At 48.2% G+C, this 14,994-nt stretch carries 11 protein-coding genes; all 11 read left to right on the top strand.

Features of this window, described 5'->3' with window-relative positions:
- Nucleotides 1-11: 11 nt before the first annotated feature.
- Nucleotides 12-806 carry a phosphatidate cytidylyltransferase gene (locus ACQSGY_RS08640; RefSeq protein WP_427051549.1) on the top strand — a complete coding sequence of 265 codons (795 nt, stop codon included), beginning with the start codon at nucleotides 12-14 and terminating at the stop codon, nucleotides 804-806.
- Nucleotides 807-896: 90 nt separating this feature from the next.
- Nucleotides 897-2,036, top strand: coding sequence for a 1-deoxy-D-xylulose-5-phosphate reductoisomerase (locus tag ACQSGY_RS08645; protein ID WP_427051550.1), 1,140 nt, complete (start codon nucleotides 897-899; stop codon nucleotides 2,034-2,036).
- Between the two features lie 114 nt (nucleotides 2,037-2,150).
- Nucleotides 2,151-3,422, top strand: coding sequence for an RIP metalloprotease RseP (gene rseP / locus ACQSGY_RS08650; RefSeq protein WP_427051551.1), 1,272 nt, complete (start codon nucleotides 2,151-2,153; stop codon nucleotides 3,420-3,422).
- 62 nt (nucleotides 3,423-3,484) lie between these two features.
- Nucleotides 3,485-4,939: a proline--tRNA ligase gene (gene proS, locus ACQSGY_RS08655; protein WP_427051552.1), complete on the top strand. Its 1,455-nt coding sequence runs from the start codon at nucleotides 3,485-3,487 to the stop codon at nucleotides 4,937-4,939.
- A gap of 168 nt (nucleotides 4,940-5,107) precedes the next feature.
- On the top strand, nucleotides 5,108-9,430 hold the full coding sequence (locus ACQSGY_RS08660) for a PolC-type DNA polymerase III (RefSeq protein ID WP_427051553.1): 4,323 nt from the start codon (nucleotides 5,108-5,110) through the stop codon (nucleotides 9,428-9,430).
- A 259-nt stretch (nucleotides 9,431-9,689) separates the two neighbouring features.
- Complete coding sequence (gene rimP, locus ACQSGY_RS08665) at nucleotides 9,690-10,151, top strand: ribosome maturation factor RimP (RefSeq protein ID WP_184180312.1); 462 nt, start codon at nucleotides 9,690-9,692, stop codon at nucleotides 10,149-10,151.
- A 123-nt stretch (nucleotides 10,152-10,274) separates the two neighbouring features.
- On the top strand, nucleotides 10,275-11,372 hold the full coding sequence (nusA, locus tag ACQSGY_RS08670) for a transcription termination factor NusA (RefSeq protein WP_090923835.1): 1,098 nt from the start codon (nucleotides 10,275-10,277) through the stop codon (nucleotides 11,370-11,372).
- A gap of 28 nt (nucleotides 11,373-11,400) precedes the next feature.
- Nucleotides 11,401-11,709 (top strand): RNase P modulator RnpM, encoded by a 309-nt coding sequence (gene rnpM / locus ACQSGY_RS08675; RefSeq protein ID WP_110893089.1) that lies wholly within the window; start codon nucleotides 11,401-11,403, stop codon nucleotides 11,707-11,709.
- Complete coding sequence (locus ACQSGY_RS08680) at nucleotides 11,702-12,031, top strand: L7Ae/L30e/S12e/Gadd45 family ribosomal protein (protein ID WP_111270041.1); 330 nt, start codon at nucleotides 11,702-11,704, stop codon at nucleotides 12,029-12,031. Before rnpM ends, ACQSGY_RS08680 begins: the two co-directional genes overlap by 8 nt.
- Nucleotides 12,024-14,606: a translation initiation factor IF-2 gene (gene infB / locus ACQSGY_RS08685; RefSeq protein ID WP_427051554.1), complete on the top strand. Its 2,583-nt coding sequence runs from the start codon at nucleotides 12,024-12,026 to the stop codon at nucleotides 14,604-14,606. Before ACQSGY_RS08680 ends, infB begins: the two co-directional genes overlap by 8 nt.
- Nucleotides 14,607-14,631: 25 nt before the next feature.
- A complete protein-coding gene (gene rbfA, locus ACQSGY_RS08690; RefSeq protein ID WP_110893083.1) occupies nucleotides 14,632-14,991 on the top strand; it encodes a 30S ribosome-binding factor RbfA in 360 nt (119 codons plus the stop codon).
- Nucleotides 14,992-14,994 lie beyond the last annotated feature (3 nt).

Consider the following 14,994-nt stretch of genomic DNA (forward strand, 5'->3'; position numbering starts at 1 on the left):
GGATGAAGCCGTTGAAACAGCGAATAACGACAGGAATTATAGCAGGTGTGTTGTTTTTGGGGTTTTGCATGTTAGGGGGACCTTGGTATCACGGGTTGGTTCTGCTTATGGCTCTCATCGGTTATTACGAGTTTGTTAAAATGACCGGGGTGAAGCCTTTTTCAGGTGTAGCCCTGATCGGATATGCGGGAATCATCTCCATCGTATTTCCTTGGGAAATGGTATGGGAGGTAAGGCCGTTATCCTTGTTTCAAGTGACATGGATTGTCATGTTGCTTCTAATGACAGTATCCGTTGTCACCAAGAACAGACTTCCAATTCATACGATCGCGATGCTCTTTATAGGCGTGTTGTATATTGGAACCGGATTTTATTACATTGCAGAATCCAGACATCTGCAGCATGGTTTGTTCTGGACATTTCTGCTGCTCGGCTCGATCTGGGCGAGTGACGCGGGAGCTTATTTTGTAGGGAAGTGGATTGGAAAAAACAAGCTTTGGCCTTCCATCAGTCCAAATAAAACCGTAGAAGGGGCTCTGGGTGGAATTGCTATCGCTGTGGTTACATCGGTGGTGTTTGCGCTCGTATCTGACGGGCTGATCTCCTGGCCTAGAGCTATTGTGATCGGGATTGCCTGTGCAGTGGTCGGTCAGATGGGGGATTTGATCCAGTCTGCCTACAAACGTGTATACAACATCAAGGATTCAGGCAATCTTCTTCCTGGGCATGGCGGTATTTTGGATCGGTGCGACAGCTGGATTGTTGTGTTTCCATTTGTACATATACTGATGCTATTGCCTTATTAAGAGGAGATGGATTTACTTGGGAAGCAGCGGTCTGAGCAGACAGGAATGACTGCCGGCAGGCGTTGGATTCATTAGAGGTGAGGTGCAGCAATGAAAAAAATAGCGATACTCGGTTCGACAGGTTCAATTGGAACGCAGACACTAGATGTTGTCGATATGCATCCAGAGCATTTTCAAGTGGAAGCCCTGGCTGCCGGAGGCAATACGGATTTGCTGATTGAACAGGCGAAACGTTACCAGCCGAAGAAAATCTCGGTAGGTTCTAAGGAATTAGCTGAAAAGGTAATGCCTTATATGCCAGCGGGCACCAAAGTGTATTATGGTGCAGAGGGTCTCATTGAGATTGCGGCAGGAACAGACGCGGACACTGTAGTTACGGCTGTTGTCGGAAGTGTTGGTCTTAAGTCTACGCTTGCTGCCATAGATGCAGGTAAACAGATTGGACTGGCGAACAAAGAAACACTGGTTACAGCCGGGCATATCGTTACAACAAGAGCTGCGGCGAAGGGTGTTTCCATCCTGCCCGTAGACAGTGAGCATTCAGCTATCTTTCAGTGTTTGAACGGTGAGAATCGCTCAACTGTGGCGGGTATCACATTGACTGCGTCCGGGGGCTCATTCCGGGATCTGACACGTGAACAGCTGCAGCGGGTGACTGTAGAAGATGCACTCAAACATCCAAACTGGTCCATGGGCTCCAAAATCACGATCGACTCCGCGACAATGGTTAACAAAGGTCTTGAGGTTATCGAAGCACATTGGCTGTTTGGACTGGCTTATGACCAGATTGATGTGCTACTCCATCCTGAGAGCATTATTCATTCTTATGTTGAATTCGAAGACACAAGCATCATTGCACAGCTCGGCACTCCGGATATGCGGGTTCCGATTCAGTACGCACTGACCTACCCTGATCGTATGTCTTCTCCGGCGAAGCGGCTGTCTCTTGCGCAGATTGGAAAGCTTCATTTCAAAGAGATGGACATGGGGCGTTACCCGTGTTTAAGAATGGCATATGAGTGTGGTAAAATGGGGGGGACGGCAACAACGGCGTATAACGCAGCCAATGAGGTTGCTGTAGCCCGTTTCTTGCGGAAGGAGATATCATTCCTTAAAATAGAAGATATCATTGCTTCAGTGCTGGAGGCACACCGCAATGTGGAGCAGCCTGATCTGGAGCAAATTGCTGCTTGTGATCAGGACAGCCGAGAGCTGGCATCCATGTTGTAATCTCTTTTTTCCATACGAAGTAGGAAGAAGTGATTCTCTTGTGCGGCATTAGAGAATAATGATAATCTAGAGGGACAGACTGCGGTACGTGCCGTGAAGGAGGATGGATAGGGATTGGAAACCATACAAGTGGTATTTCTAACGGTGCTCATGTTCTTTGTCATCGTGACGGTGCATGAATGGGGGCATTATTATTTTGCCAAACGCGCCGGCATTCTTGTACGGGAATTTGCGATCGGTTTTGGTCCCAAATTATTCTCATATAAAAGAAATGAGACGCAGTTTACACTGCGCTTGTTGCCCTTTGGCGGATATGCTCGGATGGCGGGAGAAGACCCGGAACTGATTGAAATTCAGGAAGGACAGACGATTGCGGTGCGAGCAGTGGATGATGAGGTCAAATGGATCTATCTGGATCAGCTGGACAATCGCAAAAATGTTATTCGCGGAGAAGTGATCTCCATTGATATGGAGAATGCGCTCAAGCTTCAGCTGGATGTAGACGGTGAAATGCAGCACTATCGCATTCATCCGCAAGCGATGCTGGTGAGCCGTGGCAAACAGACGCAGATTGCTCCGAAGGATCGCCAGTTTAGCAGCAAAACGGTAGCTCAACGCGCGATGGCTATTTTTGCGGGGCCTTTGATGAACTTCATTCTCGCTTTTGTATTGTTTGCTGTCTATGCCCAGATGGCAGGAGTGCCGGTAGAAAATCCGAAAAACCTGCAAATTGCTGAAGTATTGAAGGGCGGGGCAGCAGATCAGGCGAATTTGCAAAAGGGCGATATCATCGAAACGATTAACGGTACAGTGATCGGTACAGATTCAAAGAAAATGGTGGAGATGATTGCCGAATCTAAAGACAAGCCTATGGAGTGGACGCTGCGTCGAGGTAATGAGACGTTTAATATTACGATTACACCTCGGGCGGTGGAAGGACAGGAAGGCGGCAAGGTTGGCATTGTGCCTGCACTGCCTACACGCTCCGTGGGATTTGTGGAAACCTTCAAAGTTTCAGGAGTGGCCATGGTGGATACTACCAAAGTCATTTTCGAAGGATTCAGACATCTCATCAATCAATTCAGCATGGACGACATCGGTGGTCCTGTGCGTACGTTTGAAGTTACAGGACAGATTGCGAAGCAGGGAATTGAGCAATTAACAAGATGGGCAGCCATTCTCAGCCTCTATCTCGGTATCTTTAATTTGCTTCCAATTCCTGCGCTCGACGGCAGTCGCCTCGTTTTCTTGGGGATTGAAGCGCTTCGCGGCCGTCCGGTTGATCCAAACCGGGAGGGTATGGTGCATTTTGTTGGTTTTGCAATGCTCTTTGTGCTGATGCTGGCGGTAACATATAATGATATACTACGTTTAATTAACGGATAATTACGGTTTGACTACGCTCTGAATATTCAGTGCTGGTCTTTATGGGAGGACGCTGGAGTCTTATGTCAAAGGAAAACGATAAACAATTCGTGACTGAAATTACACCTCAGGGTGAGGATTTCTCACGCTGGTATATTGATGTGATCAAAAAGGCAGATCTCATGGACTATTCACCGGTTCGTGGCTGTATCGTGTTTAAACCGGACGGTTTCGAAATCTGGGAACATATCAAAGATGAGATGGATCGCCGCTTCCGTGAAACAGGCCATCGCAATGCGTATTTCCCGATGTTCATTCCCGAGAGCTTTTTCCAGAAGGAAAAGGAACATGTGGAAGGTTTTAATCCGGAGCTGCCTTGGGTCACTGAAGCTGGCGGAGAAAAGCTGGAGGAACGTTTGGCGATTCGCCCGACATCCGAAACGATTATTGGACACATGTATTCCAAGTGGATTCAGTCCTATCGCGATTTGCCGGTGTTGATTAACCAATGGGCTAACGTGGTTCGTTGGGAAAAGAGAACACTGCCGTTTCTGCGTACAAGTGAATTCCTGTGGCAAGAGGGACACACAGCCCATGAGACCGAGGAGGAAGCACGCGAAGAAACGATGAAAATGCTGGAGATTTATCGTGAGGTTGTAGAAGAGTATCTTGCGATTCCGGTTATTACAGGTCAGAAAACCAAATCAGAGAAGTTTGCCGGAGCGGTGGACACGTTCTCGATTGAAGCGATGATGAAGGATGGACGCGCCGTACAAGCGGGTACTTCTCACTACATGGGCACAAACTTTGCCAAAGCTTTTGAAATTCAATACTTAAGCCGGGAAAATGTACTGGAGCTTGCTCATACAACTTCCTGGGGAACGAGTACACGTTTAATCGGAGCTTTGATCATGGTTCACGGGGATGACCGTGGTCTCGTGCTGCCGCCAAAAGTGGCACCAACTCAAGTGGTCATGATTCCAATCGGACCGCCTAAAACACGTGATGCGGTTGTAGGTCGTGCCGATGAGCTGTTCGCAGAGCTGAAAAAAGCTGGTATTCGTGTGAAGATGGATGATCGCAGTGACGTTCGTCCAGGCTGGAAGTTTAATGAATACGAGATGCGCGGTGTACCGATTCGCCTGGAGATTGGCCCGCGTGATATGGAGAACGGCGTATGCGTGCTCGTATCCCGGATCACGGGAGAGAAAAAGGTTGTAGAGCAGGTCAATCTGGTGGAAGAAATCCAGGCGATGTTAACGCAAGTACAGTCGGATATGCTTGACCGTGCCCGCCAGTTTATGTCAGACAATTTCTATTCCGTAGATACACTGGATGAAATGAAAGAGCTGATGGAGAACAAACGTGGATTCACACTTGCTGGCTGGTGTGGTTCCGAAGCTTGCGAGGATAAAGTAAGAGAAGTTACCGGGGCAACAAGTCGGAATATTCCGTTCCAGCCTGCGGAAGAAAAGCACACATGTCTGGCTTGTGGTGAAAAAGCGCAGCACACGGTTGTGTTTGCAAGAGCATACTAGGGCGTATTTTGACCCTGGTCAGAATAGTTTGACCAAGAGAGCTTATTCACCGGTTTAGTCATGAATGAAGAGCTTCTGTCGGATAAAATGGATCGGTGCGGGTTCGGATCGGGAACATTTTTGAATACAGAGGCTTTTCATGTTTTAAGGGGGTACAGGAGGAACACGATGAGTGGATTTGAGGAGAAGAGAAAACGGTTTGAGTTGTTGATGAAACAGGCAGAGCTTCCCGCAGGTTTGACTGATCCTTATTTTCTGGATGGATGGATTGAACAGGTCGAGACCAATCGTACCAATCGCGAATGGCATATTCAGATCGGGAAGGACACATTGGTGCCTGCGCCGATCTATCGAACGTTCAGTCTTCATATTCAGGAGAAAATGAATCATATCGCAAAGATTACATTTGGCTTTAAATATACGGATAAAGTGCTGTCCGGTGATATCGTGAATGAATACTGGAATTTGTTTCTCGAGTGGGTCACCCGCGAGATTCCGTCAGTTAATGGCTGGATGAATCGTGCAATTGTTGAATGTGAAACTGATTTGCTGCAGCTGACCATGAGTGATTCCACGTCAATGGAACTGGCACGCAAGAAGCAGATTGATCAGGCCATCGCTACTTTCTATGAAAAGTATTTTCACTTGCCGCTGCGCATCAAGATACAGGTGGGTGAAGCGGGAAGCAACAAAGAAGCGATGGAGCAGTTCCAGGCGCAGAAGAAGGTAGAAGAGCGACAGGTTATTGAGAAGATGATGAGCGAAGTCGTTGAGACCGAATTGCCGGAGGAGGAAGATCAGGGCGACGTTCGTCTGCAAATGGGCTATGAGATCAAAGAGCCGGCTGTACCTATGCAAGAAGTTCAGGATGAGGAGAAAAAAATTACTCTTCAGGGAACAATCTTTGGTCTGGACCGTAAGGAACTGCGCAATGGCAATACGCTGTTTACGTTCTATCTGACGGATTTTACGGACTCCATGCAAATGAAGATGTTCGCCAAAACGAAAGAGGATGTCAAAATTCTCAGCCTGCTGGCTAATGGAAAATGGGTAAAAGTGCGCGGACGCGTAGAATACGACCGGTTTATGCAAATTCCTGAGCTGGCGATGATTCCATCCGATCTGACCGAAATTAAAGCACCGCCATCCCGCAAGGATACGGCGGAGGAGAAGCGGGTAGAATTCCATCTGCACACTACGATGAGCACGATGGATGCCGTTACATCCATTGATAAATACGTGAAGACAGCTGCTGACTGGGGGCATAAAGCCATCGCTGTTACGGATCATGGCGGCGTGCAGGTATACCCGGAGGCAGCCAAGGCGGCCAAGAAAAACGGGATTAAAATGATTTATGGACTTGAGGCCAACGTTGTAAATGATTCTGTCGCTGTCGTTATGGCACCGCAGCCGATTGAATTGAAAACAGCAACCTACATCGTCTTTGATATCGAGACTACAGGTCTTTCGGTTACGCAGAACAAAATTATCGAGATCGCGGCGGTCAAAGTGCAAGAGGGGAAAGAGATCGACCGATTCGCAACGTTTGTGAATCCACATGAACGAATTCCATATAACATTCAGCAGCTGACCAATATTACCGATGAGATGGTCAAAGATGCACCTGAACTTGAGCCCGTCATTCGTGACTTTGTTGCTTTTGCAGGGGATGGAGTGCTGGTGGCGCACAACGCGCGGTTTGATATGGGCTTTATTCAGGCGTCACTCAAAAACCTTGGTATGCCCGAGATGCCAAACCCGGTGCTTGACACATTGGAGTTGGCTCGGCTTTTATATCCAAAAATGAAAAATCACCGGCTGAATACGCTGGCGGACAAGTATAAAGTTGCACTGGAAAGCCATCACCGGGCGATTGATGATACGATTGCACTCGCGGGAATCCTGAACGGACTTCTCAATGACGCTGCACAGTTAAAAGGTCTGACGATGCTGGATCGTTTGAATGATTACGTCGGGGTGGACCTTTCCAATACACGACCATTTCACTGTGGCATCTATGCGTTGAATGATGTGGGCAAGAAGAACCTGTACAAGCTGGTTTCCCTGTCTCATACGGAATATTTCAAACGTGTTGCGTGTATACCGAAATCCAAGCTGGTAAGCTTGCGGGAAGGCTTGGTCGTTATATCCGGCTGCGAAAAGGGAGAGTTTTTCGAGGCTGTCCTGAACAAATCCGTGGAAGAAGCGGAGGAAATCGCAGAGTTCTATGACATTCTGGAGATTCAACCACTTACCATGTATATGCATTTGGTTGACAAGGGGCTTGTAGCCACGCCGGAGGAGCTTAAAATTGCGGTTCGTAAAGTTGTGGACATCGGAGCCAAATTAAACAAACCTGTCATTGCGACGGGGAACGTGCACTATTTGGAGCCAAGGGATAAAATTTACCGCGATATTACGATTCATGGTATTACCGGCTTCAGCCCGCTTAAAGATCAGCGCAAGCCGGATGCTCATTTTAGAACCACGGCAGAGATGCTGGAGGAGTTCCAGTTCCTGGGACAGGATAAGGCGTATGAGGTAGTTGTTACTAACACCATAGAGCTTGCTGACCGTTTTGAAGAGATCAAGCTGTTCCCGGATAAACTGTTCACGCCGATTCTGGAAGGTGCGGATGAAGAGATTCGGAATACCTGCTATAACACTGCAAAATCCATTTACGGAGAAGATTTGCCGGAGGTCATCGTGGCACGGCTCGAGAAGGAGCTTCAGCCGATTATCAAATACGGTTTCTCAGCCAACTATCTGATCTCGGAGCGTCTGGTGAAAAAGTCAAATCAGGACGGCTATCTCGTAGGTTCTCGGGGATCGGTTGGTTCATCGGTTGTGGCAACGTTCCTGGGAATTTCCGAGGTTAACCCGCTTCCGGCTCACTACATCTGTGTAAATCCTGAATGTAAATACAGCGAGTGGTTTCTGGACGGAAGTGTACCGAGTGGATTCGACCTTCCAGAGAAACCTTGTCCGAAATGCGGAGGTAATCTGAAAGGGGAAGGGCAGGATATTCCGTTTGAAACCTTCCTTGGATTTAAAGGGGACAAGGTTCCCGATATCGACTTGAACTTTTCGGGTGATTATCAGCCGCATGCCCACAACTATACAAAAGTGCTGTTCAGTGAGAAGAGTGTATTCCGTGCAGGTACCATTGGTACAGTTGCCGAGAAGACAGCATTTGGTTTTGCCAAGAAATATGAAGAAGAACATCACAAAAAGTGGCGCGGGGCAGAGCTTAATCGTCTGGCATCCGGCTGTACGGGTGTGAAACGAAGCACGGGACAGCACCCCGGCGGTATTGTCGTTGTTCCTGATTATATTGAAGTGGAAGATGTCACTCCGGTGCAGTACCCGGCAGATGATGTTACGGCAGAGTGGAAAACAACCCACTTTGACTATCACGCTTTTGAAGAAAATCTGCTGAAGCTCGATATTCTGGGGCACGATGATCCGACCATGATGCGTATGCTGCAGGATCTGACAGGTGTTGACCCGACGACCATTCCAATGAATGATCCCAAGGTTATGAGCATGTTCAACTCCACGGATGCGCTTGGTGTAACGCCGGAGCAGATTCGTTCTCCTGTTGCAACCTTCGGTGTACCGGAGATGGGAACCAAATTCGTGCGTCAGATGCTTGTCGAATCCCAGCCGTCGTCTTTTGCCGACTTGCTGCAGATTTCGGGGTTATCTCACGGTACGGGAGTATGGCTCGGCAATGCACAGGACCTGATCAAAAATGGTACATGTAACATCAAGACGGTAATTGGCTGCCGGGATGACATCATGCTGTTCCTGATCTACAAGGCGGGAATGGATGCAAGTCTGGCGTTTAAAATTACAGAAAGTGTGCGTAAAGGGCGGGGATTGCCGCAGGAATGGATTGATGAGATGAAAAAGTGCAAGGTACCGCAGTGGTACATTGATTCCTGTCTCAAAATCCAGTACATGTTTCCGAAGGCCCACGCGGCCGCTTACGTTATTTCAGCGGTACGCACAGCCTTCTTCAAGCTGTATCATCCGATCGAATATTATGCGACATATTTTACCGTTCGCGCAGACGAGCTGGATATCGAGCTGGTGTGTCAGGGCTATGATGCCATCTATCGCAAAATTGTAGAGATTGAACAGCTCGGCTTCCAGGCTCCGCCAAAAGAAAAGAACATGCTGCCTGTTCTCGAAATGGCGCTGGAAATGACGGCACGCGGCTTCTCGCTTAAACCGATCGATCTGTATCGTTCCGAAGCGACAAAGTTCATTGTGGACGGAAAATCATTGATTCCTCCGTTCTCTGCACTGGCAGGCATCGGGGATAACGCGGCTCGTAACATTGCGGCGGCCCGTGAACACGGTGAGTTCCTGTCGATTGAGGATTTCCAGCAGAAGTCAAAAGCAACCAAAACGATCGTGGAGCTGCTGACCAACATGGGATGTTTCCGCGGGCTGCCTGAGAGCAACCAGCTTTCGTTGTTCTAAGCCAGGCCGGATCAGCTTGTTTTCCAATGGATGACACAGAAGGCTCCGATTTTTTCTTCATTAGTGCGGCTGGTCCGCAAAGGATGGCTTACTTGTCACTATTACCAGACTATGTTATAATTTTTGAAGTGAACGAGATAGTACGAATTTCTGAAGAGTGGGGAAACCCACTCTTTAGTCTTTGGTATACAAGAATCTTGGGTATTTAATCATCTGCCAGCGATACAGCTGGTGTAACCTAAGTTGGAGGTTATCGGTTTTGAGCACAACGAATATTAAATCTACCGTGGAAGAAATGATCCAACCCTACTTGAACGAACAAGGCTTCGAGCTGGTTGACATCGAATACGTCAAAGAAGGCAGCAACTGGTTTTTACGGGTGTATGTCGACAAAGAAGGTGGAATTGACATCGACGATTGTGTCTTGATCAGCGAAAAGCTGAGCGCCAAGCTGGATGAGAACGATCCGATTCCATCTGTCTATTTCCTTGAAGTGTCTTCTCCCGGTGCGGAACGTCCACTGAAGAAAGCGGAGGATGTTGCCAAAGCTGTAGGTAAAAATGTGTTTGTCACAACCTACGAGCCGGTGAATGGAATGAAGGAGTTCGAAGGCAAGCTGGTTTCCTTTGATAACGGGGAGCTTGTCATTGAAGCAGGCAAGAAGCAGCATACCGTTTCTTATGAAAAGGTTGCCAGTGCGCGCCTGGCTATTTTGTTTTAAGTGCCTTGTTCACTTGATTAATGAAAAAGACACATCTCACGATAACGGCAAGGTGCTCACAAGTTTCGAGCCTTTCGCCGTTTTACGTATGAGATGCCATGTTTGAAAGGGGGATCAACATTCATGAGTATGGATTTTATTGAAGCAATGAATGAATTGGAACGGGAAAAAGGGATTAGCAAGGATGTGCTGTTTGAAGCAATCGAAGCTGCACTTATCTCCAGCTACAAGCGTAATTTTAACACGGCCCAGAACGTACGTGTTGACATGAACCGCAATACGGGGGTAATTCGGGTGTATGCCCGCAAGCTGATCGTAGAAGAAGTTCTGGATTCGCGCACGGAAATTTCGTTGCCTGCTGCACGGGAAATCAACCCACACTTCCAGCTGGAAGATATTGCGGAGATTGAAGTTACGCCGCGCGACTTTGGACGTATCGCCGCACAGACGGCCAAACAGGTTGTTACCCAGCGAATTCGTGAAGCCGAACGCGGCCTGATCTACAATGCTTTCGTAGATAAGGAAGAAGATATCGTTACGGGAGTAGTGCAGCGTCAGGATTTGCGCAATATCTACATCGATCTGGGCAAAATCGAAGCGGCATTGCCTCTTACCGAGCTAATGCCGAACGAGAAGTTTGTTCACGGTGATCGCATCAAGGCGTACATCACCAAGGTAGAAAATACGACCAAAGGGCCGCAAATCATCTTGTCACGTACTCACCCGGGACTGCTGAAACGTCTCTTTGAACTGGAAGTGCCTGAAATTTTTGACGGCGTAGTGGAGATTCGCTCCGTTGCTCGCGAAGCTGGATTCCGTTCCAAGATTGCAGTTCACTCCCGCAACGAGGAAGTTGATCCGGTGGGCTCCTGCGTAGGTCCAAAAGGAATGCGCGTGCAGACCATTGTGGGTGAGCTGCGCGGTGAGAAAATCGACATCGTTCGTTATTCCGAACAAGTGGACGAATATGTGGCTAATGCCCTGAGTCCATCCAAGGTCCTGGAGGTTCACGTGTTCGAGGAGGAAAAGATGGCTCGAGTGATCGTTCCTGACTATCAACTGTCCCTTGCCATTGGCATCAAAGGCCAAAATGCCAGATTGGCAGCCAAACTGACAGGCTGGAAGATCGACATTAAGAGTGAGAGCCAGGCGGAGCAGGAATTCGGTAGAGAAAAAGATTCTTCTTCAGAAATGCACCAGGATTCCGTCTCCGTCGACTAAAGGAAAGCACGGGGGGGGGCGCTGACGTATGAAACCAAAAAAAGTGCCGATGCGCAAATGTGTCGCTTGTCAGGAAATGATGCCTAAAAAGCAGCTGATTCGCATCGTTAAAACGCCTGAGGATGAAGTGCTGATTGATTTGACGGGTAAAAAGTCTGGACGTGGCGCATATTTGTGTGGCAAAGAGTCCTGTTTCAAGCTCGCACTTAAAAATCGGGCGCTGGACCGGGCGCTGAAAAGCAAAGTTTCACCCGAGATATATGAACAGCTTGCTGCTGACTTCATTGCAGTAGAGGATGAATTTATTGCTGCACAGGGGCGTGAAGAGGATGAGTGATGCAAAAGTATTATCTTACCTCGGGCTTTCTATGCGTGCTGGCAAGCTTGTCACAGGTGAAGAAATTGTACTGAAAGCGATCCGTTCAGGTGACGCCAAGATGGTTATTGTTGCAGGCGACGCTTCGGCGAATACACAAAAGAAATTTCGCGACAAATGTGGTACTTACAAGGTTCCGCTTCTTATCGGTTGGGATCGCGACCGTATTGGGTCAAGCATCGGTAAAGATACGCGGGTGGTTCTTGCAGTAACAGACCTTGGGTTTGCAAAAATGATCTCCAAGCAAGTCGGTATAATGTCGGAGGTGGAGTATATTGAGTAAACAGGAAAACAAGGAAAAATTGCGAGTTTATGAATATGCGAAGTCCCTTAACATGAGCAGCAAGGAAATTATAACCATTCTTAAAAAGCTGGATATTCCCGTTAACAATCATATGAGCGTGATGGAGAATGGTTCAGTCAGCAAGGTGGAACAATTTTTTAAAGATATCAAATCCACTGCCGCATCCAAACAGGGTGGCGAAGCCAAATCGGTAGCCACTTCGTCTGTGCGCAGTGACAAACCAGTGGACAGCAACAAGCCGGGCGGCGGAGTGAACACGCCGAAGAGCAGCAGTACAACCGGTAGTCCCGTACAAACAAAAATACAACAGGAAAAGCAGGTAGGTATGAACAATAGACCAAATTCCAACAATAACAATGGCGCACAAAGATCAAGCGGCCAAGACAGCCGTAACAGAACAACAACTTCCCAGGGCTCAAACCAGGGAGGACAATCAGGAAATCGTCCAAGACCAGCTTCGAGTGGTCAAGGAAACACGGGGTCCCGTCCGCAAGGCACGGGCCAACGTCCGAACAATAGCGGCGGTCCTGGCAGAACTTCAGGACCCCACAGCGGCGGTAACGCTGGCAACAGCGGCAACCGTAGCGGTGGCCAAGGACAAGGGCAAGGACAAGGTGGCCAACGCAGAGGTGGTCAAGGTAACTCAGGCAGCAACAATGGAAATCGCTCCAACAATAGTGGCGGTGGACGTCGCTTTGACGACAATCGCGGCGGCGGAGGCAATTTCCGCAATAACCGTGGCGGCAAGAACAACCGAAACAGAAATCAGCAGCAGTATGTACAGCGTGAAAAAATTGATAACACACCGAAGAAAATCATCGTTCGTGGTGATATGACGGTTGGTGAAACAGCGAAGCTGCTTCATAAAGATGCTTCCGAAGTTATCAAAAAGCTGATTGGTATGGGTGTTATGGCAACCATTAACCAGGAGCTTGATATTGACACGATTCTTCTGCTTGCAGGTGAATTCGGTGTTGAAGTTGAAGTGAAGATTGTGCTTGAAGATGACCGTTTCGAAAATGTCGAGGAGAATGACGATCCTGCAGACCTGCAGTCCCGTCCTCCGGTTGTAACGATCATGGGTCACGTTGACCATGGTAAAACAACATTGCTCGATGCGATTCGTTCCACGAATGTAACGGGCGGCGAAGCTGGCGGTATCACACAGCACATTGGTGCATATCAAGTTGAGATTAACCATAAGAAAATTACGTTCCTGGATACACCGGGTCACGAAGCGTTTACAGCAATGCGTGCTCGTGGAGCGCAGGTTACGGATATTACCATTATTGTGGTAGCTGCCGATGATGGTGTTATGCCGCAAACGGTTGAAGCGATTAACCACGCGAAGGCAGCGGGTCTGCCAATCATCGTTGCGGTTAACAAAATCGATAAACCAGGCGCTGATCCGGACAGAGTGAAGCAGGAACTTACGAACTACGAGCTCGTACCGGAAGAGTGGGGCGGAGACACGATCTTTGTTAACGTATCTGCGAAGCAGAAGATGGGTCTCGAAGGTCTTCTTGAGATGATTTTGCTCGTTGCTGAAGTGAACGAGTACAAAGCTAATCCGGATAAACGTGCCCGTGGTACGGTTATTGAAGCCGAACTGGATAAAGGCCGTGGTCCGGTTGCACGTATTCTGGTGCAGCACGGTACGCTCAAAGTCGGCGATGCTTTCGTTGCAGGTAACTGCTTCGGACGTGTACGTGCGATGGTGAACGATAAAGGTCGTCGCTTGAAAGAAGCTGGACCTTCTACACCTGTTGAGATTACAGGTCTGACAGAAGTTCCGGGTGCAGGTGATCCGTTCATGGTGTTTGAGGATGAGCGTAAAGCTCGTTCCATCGCTGAGAAACGTGCGATCACACAGCGTGAATCCGATCTCGGCTCGAATACAAGGGTTACGCTCGATGATCTGTTCCAGCACATCAAAGATGGTGAGATCAAAGATCTGAACGTAATCATTAAAGGTGACGTACAAGGTTCGGTTGAAGCATTGAAAGGTTCCCTTGCGAAAATCGAAGTTGAAGGCGTGCGCGTGAAAATTATTCACAGTGGTGCCGGTGCGATTACAGAATCTGATATCATTTTGGCAGCAGCATCCAACGCCATCGTGATTGGTTTCAACGTTCGTCCGGATAGTCAGGCCAAATTGACTGCGGATCAAGAGCAAGTAGACATTCGTCTGCACCGCGTTATCTACAGCGTGATTGAAGAGATTGAACAAGCGATGAAAGGTATGCTTGATCCGATCTACAAAGAAAATGTGATTGGTCATGCGGAGGTTCGCAGCACGTTCAAGATCAGCAAGGTGGGTACGATTGCAGGATGTATGGTTACTTCCGGTAAAATTACCCGTGCAGCAGAAGCCCGCTTGATTCGTGATGGCATTGTGCTGTATGAAGGCAAGCTGGATTCCCTGAAACGTTACAAAGATGATGCCAAAGAAGTAGCTCAAGGCTACGAGTGTGGTATTACGCTGGATAATTACAACGATCTCAAAGAAGGCGACGTTATCGAAGCCTTTATTATGGAGACTGTACAACGATAAGCAAGGAAGTATGAGGTGAACAACAATGGCTAAGATTCGTACAGGTAGAGTGGGCGAGCAGATCAAGAAAGAATTGAGTTTGCTTATCCAGTCAGAACTGAAAGATCCACGTATCGGCTTTATTACCGTTACGGGTGTTGAAGTGACTGGCGACTTGTCGCAAGCCAAAGTTTATCTGAGTGTCTTCGGTGAACAGGAGCAGAAGGATAACTCGCTTAAAGCACTTGCGAAAGCAAACGGCTTTTTGCGCACGGAGCTGGGCAAACGTATCCGGTTCCGTCATGTTCCCGAGTTGATATTCAAGATCGACGAATCGATTGCATACGGCAGCCGGATTGAAAAGCTGCTGGGCGATATTGGTTCCGACAAAAACGAATCCCAGTAACAG

Origin of the sequence: Paenibacillus sp. TC-CSREp1, assembly GCF_050171015.1 — a bacterium.
Taxonomy (GTDB): domain Bacteria; phylum Bacillota; class Bacilli; order Paenibacillales; family Paenibacillaceae; genus Paenibacillus; species Paenibacillus silvae.